Raw genomic sequence first — 14,927 nt, 5'->3', positions numbered from 1 at the left:
CGCCGCGATCTGGCACAACCACACCATCGGCGCACCGATCACCCGGTCACTGACCGCCTACGATCACTGACCGAGCTTCGGACTTACTCGTCTAGTGTCGCATCCGCTCGTGGCAGTGGGATCGAAATGTTGCGGTGGGTGTGTAGTTCCGGGCTGGACTATTCATCCACCGCGACGCCCGATACATCCGCATGTGGCGACTCCCCCTGGGTATCGCTGGCGTATGTCTCACTTGCGACGCTGGGGAGCCGTCTACCTGCTGGTGCTGCTCTTCGCGGGTTCATGGTTCGGGCAGTTCGTCAGCCAACTGAATGAATACCACCGTATTCAGCAGGTGCACGAGCAACCGTTCGAGTGGCCGGGATTCTGGGCGAATTTTTTCGCCAGCACGTTCGAGAATTGGCAGAGCGAATGGCTGCAACTCGTCTTCCAAGCGATCCTGCTGCTCGGCGCGAAACATCTTCTCTTCCGGGCGGACGCGGCGGACATCGAACGGATCGAGCGGAAGATCGACCAGTTGTGCGCCGCCGTGCCCGGCTCGGACATCGACTCGGCCGAGGCCTGAGACCCGCTCGATTCCGAGCGGGTCATTCCGGCTCGGTGGCCTCCGGTGGGCGTTCGGTTCGCTGCACTCGTTCGTTGATGAGCGCGTCGTCATCGGCCGGCGGCTCGGGATCGCGCCATTCCTCCGCCCGGCTGGACCGGTTGCCGCGCAAAGTGCCCTCCAACTCATGGGCCAGTTCGTCATCGCGTACCGGACCGTGTTTGCTGCTTCCGCGTTCCATAGCGTCCTCCTGGCTCGGTAACCCACTACTCGGGGCGTACCCCGATTGCCATCGGTGACGCAGCCGCGCCGGTGGCTGACAATGAGCCACCGACCGCATGGCTCGGGTGTCGTTGCCGAGACCGAGGGTAAGTCGCTTACGAATCCCGCCGCCGAGCGAAGGAGCGGACAATGCGAGTCGTTGTTGTCGGTGCCACCGGGAATGTCGGAACAAGCGTGCTGGAGGCGCTATCGGACGAAACGGGGGTCGACTCGATCGTAGGGATCGCGCGGCGAGTGCCGGGGAAGCCTCGCGACGGGGTCGAATGGGCGCGCGCGGATGTGCGAACCGACGACCTGGAAGCCCTCTTCCACGGCGCTGACGTGGTGGTTCACCTGGCATGGCTGTTCCAGCCCACGCATCAGCCTTTGGTCACGTGGCGTGCGAACGTCGGCGGCACGGAACGCGTGCTGCGCGCGGTAGCGGCGGCGCAGGTACCCGCCTTGGTCTACGCCTCGTCGGTCGGTGCCTACTCTCCGTGTCGCGACGACGAGCCGGTGCCGGAGAGCTGGCCAACCGACGGTTGGCCTCCTGCGGCGTATACGCGCGAGAAGGCCTATGTCGAGCGGCTATTGGATCGATTCGAGGCCGAGGGCCCGGATCGCAGGGTAGTTCGGATGCGACCGGCGTTCATCTTCCGACGGGGTACCGCCAGCGAGCAGCGCCGACTGTTTGCCGGTCCGTTGCTGCCGAATCCCCTGGTCCGGCCGGAGCTCACACCGATCTTGCCGATTCCGCGCGGCCTGAGGTTCCAGGCGGTGCACAGCCACGATATCGGCCGGGCCTATGCGCGCGCAGTCACGACCGACGCCCATGGGCCGTTCAACCTGGCCGCGGAACCGGTGCTCGACCGATCTCGTTTGGCCGAGCTGTTCGACGCTCGTGTGGTGCCGGTGCCGCCCGCGCTGGTGCGCGGAATGCTCGCTGTGGCATGGCACGCACGGTTGCTGCCCGCGGCACCCGAGTTGTTCGACGCGGTAATGCGTCTTCCGATTCTGGACACCGGACGGGCCCGTGCCGAGCTCGGGTGGACGTCGCGCTACACCGCGGTCGAAGCTCTGCAAGAGTTGCTGGCCGGTGTGCGCGCAGGAGCAGGGGACGACACCCCACCGCTGGCCGCCGATGCGGGCGGACCATGGCGATGGCGCGAGTTCGCTTCCGGCGTCGGTGGCCGAGACCCGGTCGACCAGCTCCATTGAGAATGATGTGGCCGCTACGGCGGGTCGATCCCGACGCAGGCGGAGAATTCGCCGTCGCTGTCGCGGAATTGCGGCCACCGCATGACACCGGAGGTCTGCGGACCGAAGACGCCGTCCTGATCAATTCGGTGCAGATCCTGGACGTAGAGGACGGCCAGGCCGGTCGCGGAGGTGTAAATACCATCTACCGAGGGCAGTTCGCGATGGTAGCAGCGACGCAATGCGTTCTGCAGCGCACGCACCCCTTCGATGGGCGCCGCGGTCCTTTCCCCCCGGATGGGAGTCGGCGAAGGACACTAGACACCGCCGCCCTCCATCCGCGGTGCTCGGCACCAGGGCGTGGTAGGCGTCGCCGGTCGGCACCGCGGTGGTGAAGTGACAGCGCTGGGCAAAGCAGCCGCGCTCGGCTGTGCCGACGTATCGGATGATGCGCGCGAATCGGACGGCGACCGAACCGCCCACAGCAGGGCGCCGAACGCCAGCCCGGCCGCCACCGTGCCCGCGATGGCGACCCGCGCGGGCGTCACCAGCCGGAGTGTGGAGCGGCCACCCAGTGCCGCGGCCACGGCTTGCGCGAACGCGCCGCAACTCGGGTTGCGGTCCTCGGGCTCGCCCGCGGTCGCCTTCGCCAGAACGGGACGCAGGGCGGAAGGTATCCGGTCGCGGACCCGCCCGACCACCACGGTGGGCAGATGACCGGTGAGCAACTCGTAGCAGGTGACTCCGGGCGCGTACACGTCGGCGCGGCGGTCGACGCGGCGATCCGCACGCTGCTCCGGGGGTGCGTACGCATCGGTGCGGCTGGCCGTGCCCGTGTAGGTCGCGACGGTGGCATCCACGTCCCGCGCGATGCCGAAGTCTCCGACCAGCACACGGTCGACGCCATCGTCGCCCCGGGGCGAGAAAGATATTGGCGGGCTTGACATCTCGGTGCACGACACTGCGCGCATGGGCGAAGTCGAGTGCCTTCGCGACCTCGGTGAGGATGTACAGCGCCCGGTCGGGGGCGATCCCCCTGCGATGCTCATCCACCAGCTCGGCGAGATCGCCGCCGGATACATCCTGCATCGACATCCAGAGTGTGCCGTCAACCTCCCTGTAGTCCTTGATGTCCACGATGTTCGGATGTTCGAGCTGCGCGGCCATCCGTGCCTCATTGATGAATCCCGCGGAATCGTGTGACTCGGCGAGTACCTTGAGGGCGACCTGTTTGGGCAGGTTCGGATGCGTCGCGAGATAGACCGTGCCCATGCCGCCCGACCCGAGCTTCTGCTCGAGCACGTATCCCGCGAGCTCGGTACCGGGCGTCAGCTCCGCAGTGGACACTCCCATATCCTCCGCAGCGACTCCCCCGGCGAGAATTACGCCGAGAATGGGGCCGTGAACGCGATCAGCGAATACGGTTCTTGCGCGACTGTCCTGGGTCGACGCCGTACCGGTTCTCGGAAGGCAGGCGGTCGAATTTTGTTCGCGCTGATTCTGTTTGGTGGCATGCGCGCATCGACGGCGGATAATCCAAGCGGCGCGACCGCATCACGACGCTGTAGGTGCCGCCGGGTTGTCCGTACGACCACGTCAGGAGCACATATCACCAGTTCCCTCGCGGTGAATCTCGAGCACGCCCGGGATATTCATCCCGATATCGACGTGCCGCTGGTTCAGGAGGCGATCCACCCGGAGCGGCCACTGTGGACACCCAGGCAACTACACCGGCTGACCAGCGAGGTGGCCGCCGAACTGGCGACGCCGTTACTGGATATGGTCCGGTTCACCGCCGAGCAACGCTGGTGGACTCGGCTCGCGCTGACCATGGGCGTCGAGGTGTGGCTCCTGTCGTGGGCTCCGGGACAAGGCACCGAACCGCATGATCACGGCGGCGCGGCAGGCGCTTTCACCGTCTCGATCGGCCAGCTCAGCGAGGAGTATCTGCACGTGGGCGGCCCTGTCCGAACCACGGAAGGGCAGGTGGGTGACACGGTCGCGTTCGGACCCGATCGAGCGCACCAGCTCAGTAACCGCAGTGCCCGCCCCGCCGCCTCGGCGCATGCGTACTCGCCGCCTCTGCGGCCGGTGCGTGAGTACCGCACTCTGACGGATTTCGCGGGCGTATGAGCGAGCGAACCATCGACACAGCCGAGCACTCGTGCGTGCCAGAGCCGAGCGTCATCGAGGCGCAGGCATGAGTGAGCGAACAGCAAGCATCGGCGCGGAGGAGATGGTCGAGCGGGCCCGTGTGCGGCTGGATCGGGTCACCCCGGAACAGGCGGCGGTGTTGCAGACCGACGGAGCGCTGATGGTGGACATCCGGCCGTATGCCAACCGCCTTGCCGAGGGAGAGATCGCGGGCGCGGTGGTGGTCGAGCGAATAGTGCTGGAGTGGCGCCTCGATCCGGCCGGGGAACACCGGCTACCGGGCATCGACGCGGATACCCCGGTGGTGATCATGTGCAACGAAGGCTACGCGTCCAGTCTCGCCGCGGCCGATGTCCGCCGCCTCGGGTTGCGTCACGCCACCGACCTCATCGGCGGCTTCCGAGCGTGGAAGGCAGCCGGGCTGCCAGTGGTACCGGGCGGAACACCGGCAGTGCCGTAACCACCAGGTCCGCGGTTGATGACCGCTCGGTCGTGCGTCGTCGCCGCAAAATGCGACACGTAGTGAAATAGCACTCCGTACCGTGGATAAATGTAGTGCTCGGAACTGCCCGACTTCCCTGCGCCGCGATACTCGGTTGATCGGAAGTCGGTACGAACATTCGATCCGCAGCCCGTCGACCTTCGACCCTTCTTGTTCACATCACGTTCATGAAAAGGACAATCGCGGCGTACAGACTCCTGGCTTTCCAGTTTCCGAACAAGATGGAGTAGTTGTGGAAATCCTCACCGTTCTCGCCGACCTCTTGACGGCCGTTCTCCAAGCCGGAAGCGGCAGCGCAAGCTGACCCTGTGGGGGCCGCGGTCCGATTCGTTCGCCCCCATATTCAGCTTCCTCCATACCCGAACCAGCGGATCGCGTAGTTGCCAGGTCGAATAGCCGATGGCCGAAGTCGCCTGCGTATGCACAAGCGACGCGAAACCGGTATCGATAAAGCAACTTCCGGCCGAACGCGATGGAATCGATGCAGATCGCCGATCTGGTGCATGCACCTCGCGGTCGAGTCGTCGCACGTAGAGTTTTGGTCGGCCCGCGCGGCAATGTGGTTGCCGACCGGCGGTTTCGTCCTGCTGACCGCCATGGCTCCGCGCAGATCAACCGGCGCAGGCGATCGTCGCTGCCTTCGGCAATCGCATTGAAGTGCATGTCCCGCAGTATCTTTCCGTTGGACGTCCGTTCAGATCCGGAAATGATTGCGAGTCGATGCTCGCCGGGTTCGCGTGGCTTCCCCTACATGGCTGCGCCATTGCGTACTATGGCCGTGGCCGGTGGACGTGGCGGCGTTCGCCCGGCAACGGGGAAGTGGCCCGCCCAGTGCTGCTGCGGCATTGGGCGGGCCACAATTTCTCTGAAATGGCGTTCCGTGACGATGTGCTGGTGTTCCTGAGCGGCTTCCCGTTAAGGATGGAGAGCAGATCTCGGGGCATAGGCGGGCCAGTTCTGGCGTGCCGCCCAGTCGCGCAGGCTGGTGGCGCCGGTCGTTACCACCGACGGATCGGGTTGCGTAGGCGGTGGCGTGCCCGGGGGCGGTGGCGTGTATGCCGCGGCGACCCCCTTCGGCGGCCTCGGCTCCCAAGTGCGGGGCCAGCATCTCCTGATAGGCGGCGGGAGTTATGGCGTTCCACCGCACGGGGTGTCCCAGGGCCGCGGTGAGTTCGGCGGCGACCTGGTCTCCGGTCAGGGCCTGCGGACCGGCCACGATCTGGAATGGCGGCGGAGTGGTCGCAGTGATCAGGGCGGCGACGGCCCGAGGTCGTCGAGCGCGACGCACGGGACGGGCAGGTCGCCCGGAAGCGGGTAGGCGACTTGCCTGGCACGTACCAGTGGCGCGGACCAGGGCGCGGCGAGGTTCTCCATGTAGGTGCGGGCGGGACCGTCCACCGTGGCGGCCTCGACGCTGCGGGGCAGTTCGGCCGAAACCAGCACGCGCGCGATCGTCCGGGAGCTGCTCTCCGGTCCGAAACGCTTCGGGGATCTGCGTGCCGCCCTGGGCTGCCCCAGCGCCAAGACCCTCACCGACCGCCTCCGCGCCCTGGAACACCCAGCGGATCCTTACGCGCACGCCGAAGTGCCGCCGCGCGTCGTCTACCAGCTCACCGACGAGGGCGAGAGTCTCAGCGACATCCTCTACGCGATGCTCAGGTGGGGGGAGAGCACCCTCTTGTCGACGATTGACACGGCTGTCCGTCAGGCCCTGGGACGGGGAGCCTTGCGGTACGGGAGTTCGAGGTACGACCGCTCGCCGTGCAGCAGGGAGTGAGACCTATGCCCAGAGCCGCGGTAGAACCGTTCGCGAGAAGGTCTCCTGCGGTGTCACGATGATCAGATCGCACACCTCCACCAATTCCTCGGGTACCGCCCCGTCGAAGTGGTGCAGGCCTGGTGAGATGACCGCATCGACCGCGCAGGCTCGGACGACGTCGATCAATCGGGCCACCGGCTCGCCGGTGGCGGCGCCGAAGGTCACGGTTTTGGACAACTCGTAGCCCAGCCGTTTCGCCAAGCTCTGTAGCTGCGCCTCATCCCAGGTCTGGGACACACCTGACACATCCCTGCGGAGATATCCCAGCGCGGGTGGTTTCGCCCTCACCGCTGCTCCCTTGCCACGGTCGTTGCTGAATCGGTCCAAGCGCCTGCATGCCCACAGCTCTCGCGGTGACGTCTGCATCGAGTTGATCAGGCTGCACGAGGTTTTGACATCATATGTTGTCAACAGCAGTTGATGTCAACATTTGCAATATTGCATTGCTCATAGACTTGATTGATTCCAGAAAAAGCGGCACACTACGACTGTGCCCACGAATGCAGACTTCGAGCGCATGCTGCGCGGGGCGGCCCTGCGAGTGACGGCACCACGGTTGGCGGTACTGACCGCGGTGCACGACCATCCCCACTCCGACACGGACTCGATCCTCGCTCGCGTGCGCGAGACTCTCGGTGCCGTGTCCCACCAGGCGGTGTACGACGTGCTGCGAGCGCTGACCGCCGCCGGACTGGTCCGGCGCATCCAGCCGATGGGCTCCGTCGCGCGCTACGAGACGCGGGTCGGGGACAACCACCACCACGTCGTGTGCCGGTCGTGCGGCGTCATCGCCGACGTCGACTGCGCCGTGGGCGATACACCGTGCCTCAACGCGTCGGACCACAACGGTTTCGTCCTCGAAGAGGCCGAAGTCATCTACTGGGGTCTATGCCCCGACTGCTCGACATCGGAGACCTCCCGATCACACCAGTGACCACAGCCCGATTCACCCATCCTCGAAAGGAAATGCCTGTGCCTCAGGAACATCCGCCCATTGCAGAGGCCCAAACGGAATCCGGAGCAACCGGGTGCCCCGTTGCGTCCGCTCGCCTGAAGTACCCGACCGAGGGCGGAGGCAACCGTGACTGGTGGCCGAACCAGCTCAACGTGAAGATCCTGCAGAAGAACCCCGCTGTCGCGAATCCCATGGACGAGGATTTCGACTACGCCGCGGAATTCGAGACCCTCGATCTGGCTGCGGTGAAGCGGGACATCGAGGAGGTGATGACGACCTCGCAGGAGTGGTGGCCCGCCGACTACGGCCACTACGGGCCGTTCTTCATCCGGATGGCCTGGCATGCCGCGGGCACCTACCGCATCAACGACGGCCGCGGTGGTGCCGGAGCCGGTATGCAGCGGTTCGCGCCGCTCAACAGCTGGCCCGACAACGCGAGCCTGGACAAGGCTCGCCGCCTGCTGTGGCCGGTCAAGAAGAAGTACGGCAAGAAGCTCTCGTGGGCCGACCTGATCGTCTACGCCGGCAATGTCGCGCTGGAGTCCATGGGGTTCGAGACCTTCGGCTTCGGCGGCGGTCGCGTCGACCAGTGGGAGCCGGAGGAGGACGTCTACTGGGGTCCGGAGCAGACGTGGCTCGGTGACGGGCGGTACAGCGGCGAGCGGGACCTCGAGAAGCCGCTGGCCGCGGTCCAGATGGGCCTGATCTATGTGAATCCGGAAGGGCCCAAGGGTAATCCGGATCCGCTCGCCGCCGCGGCCGACATCCGGGAAACGTTCCACCGCATGGCCATGAACGACGTCGAGACAGCGGCGCTCATCGTCGGCGGCCACACCTTCGGCAAGACGCACGGCGCCGGACCGGCCGACCACGTCGGTCCCGAGCCCGAGGCGGCCCCGCTGGAGGAGCAGGGGCTCGGCTGGAAGAGTTCTTTCGGCACCGGCGCCGGCAAGGACGCGATCACCAGCGGCCTGGAGGGCGCCTGGACGCCCACCCCGACGAAGTGGGACAACAGCTTCCTCGAGACCCTGTACGGCTACGAGTGGGAGAAGACCAAGAGTCCTGCCGGTGCATGGCAGTGGGTTCCCAAGGACGGCGCCGGGGCGGGTGTGGTGCCCGACGCCCACGACTCGTCGAAGACCCACACCCCGGTGATGCTGACGACGGATCTCTCGCTGCGGGTCGACCCGGTCTATGAGCAGATCACCCGTCGCTGGCTCGACCACCCCAAGGAACTCGCGGACGAGTTCGCCAAGGCGTGGTACAAGCTGACCCACCGCGACATGGGGCCGATCGTGCGTTACCTCGGGCCGCTGGTCCCGGAGGAGACGCTGCTGTGGCAGGACCCGGTGCCTCCGGTGACGCACGACCTCATCGGCTCGGTCGACATCGCCACCCTCAAGGGCCGGATCCTGGGGTCGGGTCTGACCGTGGCACAGCTCGTTTCCACCGCGTGGGCGGCCGCGTCGTCGTTCCGCGACAGCGACAAGCGCGGCGGTGCCAATGGTGGTCGGATTCGCCTCGAGCCGCAGAGCGGCTGGGAGGTCAACAACCCTGACGAGCTGGTCAAGGTGGTGCGCACCCTGGAAGAGATCCAGGAGGCCTTCAACTCCGCCCAGACCGGCACCACGAGGGTGTCGTTCGCCGATCTCGTCGTGCTCGCCGGGTGCGCAGCCGTCGAACAGGCCGCCAAGAACGCCGGATTCGACGTCGAGGTGCCGTTCACGCCGGGACGCACGGACGCCACGCAGGAGCAAACCGATGTGGAGTCCTTCTCCGCGCTCGAGCCGAATGCCGACGGCTTCCGCAACTATCTCGGAAAGGGCAACCGGCTCCCAGCCGAGTACCTGCTGATCGACAAGGCGAATCTCCTGAGCCTGAGCGCTCCCGAGATGACGGTGCTCGTCGGTGGCCTGCGGGTGCTGGGCGCGAACTACAAGCAGTCGCCGCTGGGCGTCTTCACTGCCGCCCCCGAGTCGTTGACCAACGACTTCTTCGTACACCTGCTCGACATGGGCACGAAGTGGGAGCCGTCGCCGGCCGACGACGGGACCTACGTGGGCAAGGATCGCGTCACCGGTGAACCGCGGTGGACCGGCAGCCGCGTGGACTTGGTCTTCGGGTCGAACTCGCAGTTGCGCGCTCTCGCGGAGGTCTACGCGGCCGACGACTCGAAGCAGAAGTTCGTCCAGGACTTCATCGCCGCGTGGGACAAGGTGATGAACCTGAATCGGTTCGAGCTGGCCTGATCACGGTGTGATGTCCGGCTCGTGGGCCGGGCATCCGCACCTGCACCCCGCGAGCTGTGTCGGCTCGCGGGGTGCAGCTGTGCGGGCAGTAGCCCACGAGTATCGACCTGAGCATGTTGCGTCCGAAATCCAGGTGTGTGGTCACGCCGCGGTGTGGGCGGTCAGGTCGTCGAGCAGGATCATGACTTCGCCTTCCCGCTTGACGACCTCGGTGAGCCGGATCTTCAGGGCGATGAGTTCGGCGTCGGCGATGGGGTCGGCCGGTTCGTGTTCGAGGCGCTGCCATTCGCCGCTGGCGGAGATGCTGCCTAGCACCAGTTCTCGTTCGCCCTGTTCGGTGTGGAGGCGCGCCGACACCCGGATCGATGCATGCGGCGAGCGCACCCACAGGCGCACGGCCGCGAACCGCCCGGCGATGGAGGACAACTGCCCCGGCTTCGCCACGAGGTCGACCTCGAGATCGTCGGTCGCCGAGCGGATCAGCAGCACGAGCGCGCGGTAGTCGGCGCCCGCCACGCCGTCTGCGTAGACGCCCGGCGTCTTGCTCGGCGCGCCCTCGGCGAATGTGGTGAGGTGTGTCCGGTTCGCTCCCTCCCCCGCGAGTTCCCATTTGTCCTTGTTCTCGAAGTCGTCCAAGAGCACCTCGACCGATGCGTCCGACATCCCCGCCGTTCCTTTCTCCGCGCAGCCGACCGGCCATCTTCCGGCCCGCCATGAACCCTACAAGTCACCGAATACCCTGCCGCGCTTGCCGGGACGCGCCCGGCCATCGAATCTTCGTGCGGTCGGCTTCCCGAGATCATCGGGTGACCAGCCCGGCCTCCTGCGGTGCGGCCGAAAAAGCTTGCGGCAGGGATATACGACGCCGAAACTGATCGGATTCGATAGTGTCGCTTGTACGGGAGCCGAATATGTTGTCCATCAAAGGTTTGCCGCGATATCACGTTGTTTTCGGTCTGGATCAGTGCTTTTCGCGGCCGTTGTCGCGGCAGGGGCCGTTTCGCTGAGTGCGCAAGGCGCGGCCGTCGCCGCGCCGGGTGATGTCACCACCACGGTGGCGCTGTCCGGTAGAGCGGCGGTGGGGTGTGCGGTGCAAGCGACGGCCACGGTGGCAGGCAGTTCAGCACTCGGACTGGGCAGCAATATTCCGCCGGTGGAGTTGGGGTGCCGTTAAGGATCGTGTCACCTGGTACATGAAGGTTCCGAAACCCAGCTGCTGGGGGTTGGCGCAGTGTAGGTTTCGCGCGTGATGAGGGAGCTCGATCAGGATGAGCTGATCGACCGGTGGACGCTGGTCGGTAAGGAATGGGGGCTGGTTGCAACCAAGCGGGGCGCAGCGAAACTTGGGTTCGCCCTGATGCTGTGGTTCTATACCGAGCGGGCCCGGTTTCCTCGGGGTCGCAGCGAGATCCCTGATGACGCGTGGCCCGCCAGGTCGGAGTCGAGCGGACCGAGATCGCGTTCTACGACTTCACCGGGCGCACGAGCAATGCGCACCGCGCTCGGCTTCGCGGGTCACTGGGCTTTCGCGAGTGCTCGGTGGCCGACGCTGAAGCGATGACGGATTGGCTGGTGAACAACGTCACGCAGGCTCAGCGGGGTGTCGAGGCGGTCCGCGACCACCTGCTGGCGAGGTGCCGGGTAGAGCGGATCGAGCCGCCCACGGCCGGCCGGATCGACCGGATCGTGCGGTCGGCGTTGAGCCGCGGCGAGGAGCTGCTGTGCGCTCGGGTCGCATCCCGGCTGTCGGACGAGGTGGTCGACCGGATGTTCGCGTTGATCGGTGTCGGCGACAACGAGGCCGATGTCGAGGACGGCCCGACGGTGTTCGCCGCGATCCGGTCGGATCCGGGCGCGGGCGGAAGTAGCGACGCGGTGAGCCCGCGTTCCTCAGCGGCCGCCGTCAGGCGGGCCGCTCAGAAACCTGGATATGGCCCGTCGACACGGTCTGCTACGACCGGCATCCGGACCTGAGTCCGGCCGAGCGAGACGCTCTCACCCCAGCTGGGCATGAACGTGCGCCGACGGCGCGGCTACGACCGCGACTTGCGCAGTGGGAGGCCATCGAACGGTTGCTGCGTCCTCTCGATGATGCCCGCGCGGCGATGTGGTGCCCGGATTCGCGGTACTACCAGCGGGCGATCACCGATGCCATCGCGTTGATCCTGATGCGCTGTGCCGAGGACGGTACCGCGTTCTGGGGGTGGTCAGACCAGGATTGGGTGCGTCTGATCGGCACTGGCCAAAAGGAATTCGAGCAGCCTTGGCCCGGGTGGATCGACGGGACCATTCGCCCCTACCTGACTGCCTACGCCTACCTGCTCACCGGATTCACCAACTTCCAGTTGCTCGGTCACGCCGACAAGCAGCGGTTGGCATGGCGGGTTTTCGGCAAGGATGTCGTGGAAAGTGTTGTCGACCAGCTCGCCGGGGTCCTCAATGCCTGGGGATACCGCATCGCCAACCCGAACGACGACCGCTTATCCAGCGTCGTTTGCCTTGTGCTGCTGTTGAATCGGAGCCCACGACTGAGTGACCTCACCACTGCGGCGTTCGACGAGCTTCGGACCAATCCGGCCGTGGCTCACTGCCACGTCGGGACCCTGCACGGTTTCCAGCGGGCGGTGGCTGCGCTCGGGCATTGTGATCCGCCGTCGTTGGCGAAACACGGGTCGAAGCCCGCGATCGAGGGCACACACCAGCAGTGGGTGGACTGGGTCGAACGCTGGTATGCGACATCCACTCTCACCCCGAAGGTTCGCGGCATCTTCCGCGGTGCCATGGCGAAGGCCGGTCGCTGGCTCGTCGCCGAGCATCCCGAGATCACCGAGCCGGGCCAGTGGACCCGGCAGACCTGCGCGGCCTGGGTCGCGGCCGTGGACCGCATGAACGTCGGCGACTACGTCCAACGCACGGTCGGGCTGTCCAAGCGGTCCGGCAAACCGTTGAGCCCGCGCACCAAGGCGGCCTATCTCACCGCGACCAGGATCGTGTTCCGGGACATGCAGGAATGGGAGTGGCTCCCGCGACGGTTCGATCCCACTTCGGCGCTGGGGACTCCACGCAGCGTGTTGTCGCTGATCGGCCCGAATCCGCGCGTGATCGCCGATGACGTGTGGGCGAAACTGCTGTGGGCGGGTCTCAACATCGAGCCGGACGATCTCCCGGCGATCGCTGCGGTCGCCAATCGGCCCTGCTATCCGATCGAGCTCGTTCGCGCGATCACCCTGACCTGGCTGTTCGCTGGCCAGCGCAGCGATGAGATCGCGCGACTGCGGGTCGGCTGCATCCGCTGGCAGCACGACGGGATGCCGATCCCCGGCGACACCGACGAAGTCCTTGCCCGAGATGCCGTGTGCCTGTTGGACATTCCGACCCACAAGACCGGCACGCCTTCACCAAGCCGGTCGATCCGCTGCTCGGACAGGCCATCGAGGCATGGGAAGCGGTCCGGCCGGAACAGCCGAAGATGCTCGACCGCAAGACCGGCGAATACGCGGAGTTCCTGTTCGCCTTCCGCGCTCGCCACGTCGGCAAGTCCTACATCAACACCGCGATCATCCCGGCACTCTGCTGCAAAGCGGGCGTGCCGACCGCCGACGTTCGAGGCAACATCACCAGCCACCGAGCCCGGTCCACCATCGCAAGCCAGCTCTACAACGCCAAGGAACCCATGACCTTGTTCGAGCTGCAAGCCTGGCTCGGGCACCGCAGCCCGGCCTCGACCCAGCACTACGCCAAGATCACCCCGAACACCCTGGCCAGGGCCTACGACGACGCCGGCTACTTCGCCCGCAACGTCCGCACCATCGAGATCCTCGTCGACCGCGACGCCGTCACCTCCGGCCAAGCCGCCGTCGGCGAGCCGTGGCAGTACTACGACCTCGGCCACGGCTACTGCACTTACAGCTTCTTCGAACAGTGCCCCCACCGAATGGCCTGCGCCCGTTGCGCTTTCTACACGCCAAAGGAATCCAGCAAGGGCCAACTCCTGGAGGCGAAGGAGAATCTGCAACGGATGCTGGCCAGTGTTCCGCTCACCGACGACGAACGCGCCGCGGTCGACGAAGGACAGAGCGCTCTCGACCAGCTCCTTGAACGGCTTGTCGACGTTCGGACACCGGCCGGACCGACTCCCCGACAGATTGGCATCCCAGCTCAGACCACCCTCCTGCCTGTCATACAGATCAACCGGAGACCAGCAGAGCAGTAGCTCAACGGCCCAGTCGGTGCCGAATGTAATCCGGCTGGGCCATGCCAACCTCGATGCGGTTCTCGTCGAGTCCGTTGGCGATCCGCAGACTGCCCCCAGCGAAAGCGAACTCCACCGCTACCGTTCCAGCTGCCAGGTCACGGTCTGCCGGCTGCCATTCGAGGAGCGCGACCTCGCACAGTTCCTGGCCGACGAACGGTTCGAGGCGTTCATCGTTATAAGACCACTGGGGCGTCAACTCGAACCACTCCCACCCGGTGACGGTCGCCGCAGTGTCGATCGTGTCCCAGCTGATCGAAAGCTCATCGAGCTTCCAGTGGCAAACCTCCACGCGAGTGCCGTTGAAGTCCAGCACCACCGGGCAGTCGGCGAACCAATCTCCGTTCTCTGCGAAACGCACCAGGGCGAACCCCGTCAGCCGCCTACCAGCGAGCATCGCCAGGCGGGATCCGTGCTCCTGCCGAACCGCTTCGATCCCCACCAGGAAGAACGGCTCGAAACCAGAGATCCCCATGTCCACAGCATCTAAGTCTCCCTGCCTTCAGCCCGACCGGCCACCACATAATCGAAACAGCAGAATCCTCGGCACCCCTTGATAGGTTGGATTCCACAGAATGTGCCGCTACCTGCGCAGGCGCGAGTTGAAGCGCGAGATCGAGGAAGGCCTCAACGTCATCGAGTCCTGGAACCGGGCCAACAGCGTGATCTACTACAGCAAGACCGGGGAGATGGTCTCCAACCGCGCCGACGAGCAGGAGCTGAGTGTGCAGTGCCTGCGGATGGTGCAAGCCTCCCTGGTCTACGTCAATACCCTCATGATCCAAGACCTGCTCGACGACCCGGACACCGGCGAGATCCTGGTCACCCCGGCCGACAAACGCGGGGTGACGCCGCTGTTCTGGGAACACATCTTGCCCTACGGCGAGGTCAAGCTGAACATGACCAGTCGCCTCATGCTCAGTGGGCGAGGAGGCCAGCCAGGTCGGTGACGAGTGTGCGGATTTCGTCGCAGATCGGTCGCACCGCCTCGATA

17 protein-coding genes and 1 pseudogene are annotated in these 14,927 nt (G+C 65.9%); 10 read left to right on the top strand and 8 right to left on the bottom strand.

Features of this window, described 5'->3' with window-relative positions; translation table 11 throughout:
• Window positions 1-223 precede the first annotated feature (223 nt).
• Window positions 224-565 carry a hypothetical protein gene (locus tag AB0M45_RS24585; RefSeq protein ID WP_364333555.1) on the top strand — a complete coding sequence of 114 codons (342 nt, stop codon included), beginning with the start codon at window positions 224-226 and terminating at the stop codon, window positions 563-565.
• Between the two features lie 22 nt (window positions 566-587).
• Here AB0M45_RS24585 and AB0M45_RS24580 read toward each other — a convergent pair whose 3' ends face one another.
• Window positions 588-785 carry a hypothetical protein gene (locus AB0M45_RS24580; protein WP_364333552.1) on the bottom strand — a complete coding sequence of 66 codons (198 nt, stop codon included), beginning with the start codon at window positions 783-785 and terminating at the stop codon, window positions 588-590.
• Window positions 786-955: 170 nt separating this feature from the next.
• On the opposite strand from AB0M45_RS24580, the gene AB0M45_RS24575 reads away from it, so the two are divergent.
• A complete protein-coding gene (locus AB0M45_RS24575; RefSeq protein ID WP_364333549.1) occupies window positions 956-2,023 on the top strand; it encodes an NAD-dependent epimerase/dehydratase family protein in 1,068 nt (355 codons plus the stop codon).
• A 14-nt stretch (window positions 2,024-2,037) separates the two neighbouring features.
• On the opposite strand, the gene AB0M45_RS24570 is transcribed toward AB0M45_RS24575, so the two are convergent.
• The 3 genes and pseudogenes from AB0M45_RS24570 to AB0M45_RS24560 form a co-directional block, all read right to left on the bottom strand.
• Window positions 2,038-2,265 carry a peptidoglycan-binding domain-containing protein gene (locus AB0M45_RS24570; RefSeq protein ID WP_364333546.1) on the bottom strand — a complete coding sequence of 76 codons (228 nt, stop codon included), beginning with the start codon at window positions 2,263-2,265 and terminating at the stop codon, window positions 2,038-2,040.
• 54 nt (window positions 2,266-2,319) lie between these two features.
• Window positions 2,320-2,895, bottom strand: a complete 576-nt coding sequence (locus AB0M45_RS24565) for a protein kinase (protein ID WP_364333543.1) — start codon at window positions 2,893-2,895, stop codon at window positions 2,320-2,322.
• An 85-nt stretch (window positions 2,896-2,980) separates the two neighbouring features.
• Window positions 2,981-3,274 (bottom strand): annotated as a pseudogene (locus AB0M45_RS24560) (protein kinase); the annotation flags it as partial.
• Between the two features lie 354 nt (window positions 3,275-3,628).
• Between AB0M45_RS24560 and AB0M45_RS24555 the strand changes: the two are divergent.
• Window positions 3,629-4,135 carry a cysteine dioxygenase family protein gene (locus tag AB0M45_RS24555; protein ID WP_364333540.1) on the top strand — a complete coding sequence of 169 codons (507 nt, stop codon included), beginning with the start codon at window positions 3,629-3,631 and terminating at the stop codon, window positions 4,133-4,135.
• 67 nt (window positions 4,136-4,202) lie between these two features.
• Window positions 4,203-4,616, top strand: coding sequence for a rhodanese-like domain-containing protein (locus tag AB0M45_RS24550; RefSeq protein ID WP_364333537.1), 414 nt, complete (start codon window positions 4,203-4,205; stop codon window positions 4,614-4,616).
• A 1,290-nt stretch (window positions 4,617-5,906) separates the two neighbouring features.
• Here the strand turns inward: AB0M45_RS24550 and AB0M45_RS24545 are convergent.
• On the bottom strand, window positions 5,907-6,101 hold the full coding sequence (locus tag AB0M45_RS24545; RefSeq protein WP_364333575.1) for a hypothetical protein: 195 nt from the start codon (window positions 6,099-6,101) through the stop codon (window positions 5,907-5,909).
• On the opposite strand from AB0M45_RS24545, the gene AB0M45_RS24540 reads away from it, so the two are divergent.
• Window positions 6,037-6,435, top strand: a complete 399-nt coding sequence (locus AB0M45_RS24540; protein WP_364333534.1) for a winged helix-turn-helix transcriptional regulator — start codon at window positions 6,037-6,039, stop codon at window positions 6,433-6,435. The two genes, AB0M45_RS24545 and AB0M45_RS24540, sit on opposite strands and share 65 nt — an antisense overlap.
• Window positions 6,436-6,438: 3 nt before the next feature.
• Here AB0M45_RS24540 and AB0M45_RS24535 read toward each other — a convergent pair whose 3' ends face one another.
• Window positions 6,439-6,765, bottom strand: coding sequence for a hypothetical protein (locus tag AB0M45_RS24535; RefSeq protein ID WP_364333531.1), 327 nt, complete (start codon window positions 6,763-6,765; stop codon window positions 6,439-6,441).
• Between the two features lie 202 nt (window positions 6,766-6,967).
• Between AB0M45_RS24535 and AB0M45_RS24530 the strand changes: the two genes are divergently transcribed.
• Together AB0M45_RS24530 and katG are read left to right on the top strand one after the other, a co-directional pair.
• Window positions 6,968-7,411 (top strand): Fur family transcriptional regulator, encoded by a 444-nt coding sequence (locus AB0M45_RS24530; RefSeq protein ID WP_364333527.1) that lies wholly within the window; start codon window positions 6,968-6,970, stop codon window positions 7,409-7,411.
• Window positions 7,412-7,449: 38 nt separating this feature from the next.
• Complete coding sequence (gene katG / locus AB0M45_RS24525; protein ID WP_364333524.1) at window positions 7,450-9,681, top strand: catalase/peroxidase HPI; 2,232 nt, start codon at window positions 7,450-7,452, stop codon at window positions 9,679-9,681.
• A gap of 141 nt (window positions 9,682-9,822) precedes the next feature.
• Here katG and AB0M45_RS24520 read toward each other — a convergent pair whose 3' ends face one another.
• The gene (locus tag AB0M45_RS24520) at window positions 9,823-10,344 is read right to left on the bottom strand and encodes a hypothetical protein (RefSeq protein WP_364333521.1); all 522 of its coding nucleotides are present in this window, start codon (window positions 10,342-10,344) and stop codon (window positions 9,823-9,825) included.
• Between the two features lie 759 nt (window positions 10,345-11,103).
• Between AB0M45_RS24520 and AB0M45_RS24515 the strand changes: the two genes are divergently transcribed.
• Together AB0M45_RS24515 and AB0M45_RS24510 are read left to right on the top strand one after the other, a co-directional pair.
• Window positions 11,104-11,655, top strand: a complete 552-nt coding sequence (locus AB0M45_RS24515; RefSeq protein ID WP_364333518.1) for a DUF4158 domain-containing protein — start codon at window positions 11,104-11,106, stop codon at window positions 11,653-11,655.
• Window positions 11,656-13,150: 1,495 nt separating this feature from the next.
• Window positions 13,151-13,894 carry a tyrosine-type recombinase/integrase gene (locus tag AB0M45_RS24510; protein ID WP_364333569.1) on the top strand — a complete coding sequence of 248 codons (744 nt, stop codon included), beginning with the start codon at window positions 13,151-13,153 and terminating at the stop codon, window positions 13,892-13,894.
• A gap of 1 nt (window position 13,895) precedes the next feature.
• Here the strand turns inward: AB0M45_RS24510 and AB0M45_RS24505 are convergent, their stop codons facing one another.
• Complete coding sequence (locus AB0M45_RS24505) at window positions 13,896-14,414, bottom strand: hypothetical protein (RefSeq protein ID WP_364333515.1); 519 nt, start codon at window positions 14,412-14,414, stop codon at window positions 13,896-13,898.
• Between the two features lie 94 nt (window positions 14,415-14,508).
• On the opposite strand from AB0M45_RS24505, the gene AB0M45_RS24500 reads away from it, so the two are divergent.
• Window positions 14,509-14,883: a Tn3 family transposase gene (locus tag AB0M45_RS24500; protein WP_364333512.1), complete on the top strand. Its 375-nt coding sequence runs from the start codon at window positions 14,509-14,511 to the stop codon at window positions 14,881-14,883.
• Window positions 14,884-14,927: the final 44 nt, after the last annotated feature.

This window comes from Nocardia sp. NPDC051787 (genome assembly GCF_040681325.1).
Classification (GTDB): domain Bacteria; phylum Actinomycetota; class Actinomycetes; order Mycobacteriales; family Mycobacteriaceae; genus Nocardia.
This window is presented reverse-complemented; position numbering and strand designations above follow the sequence as displayed.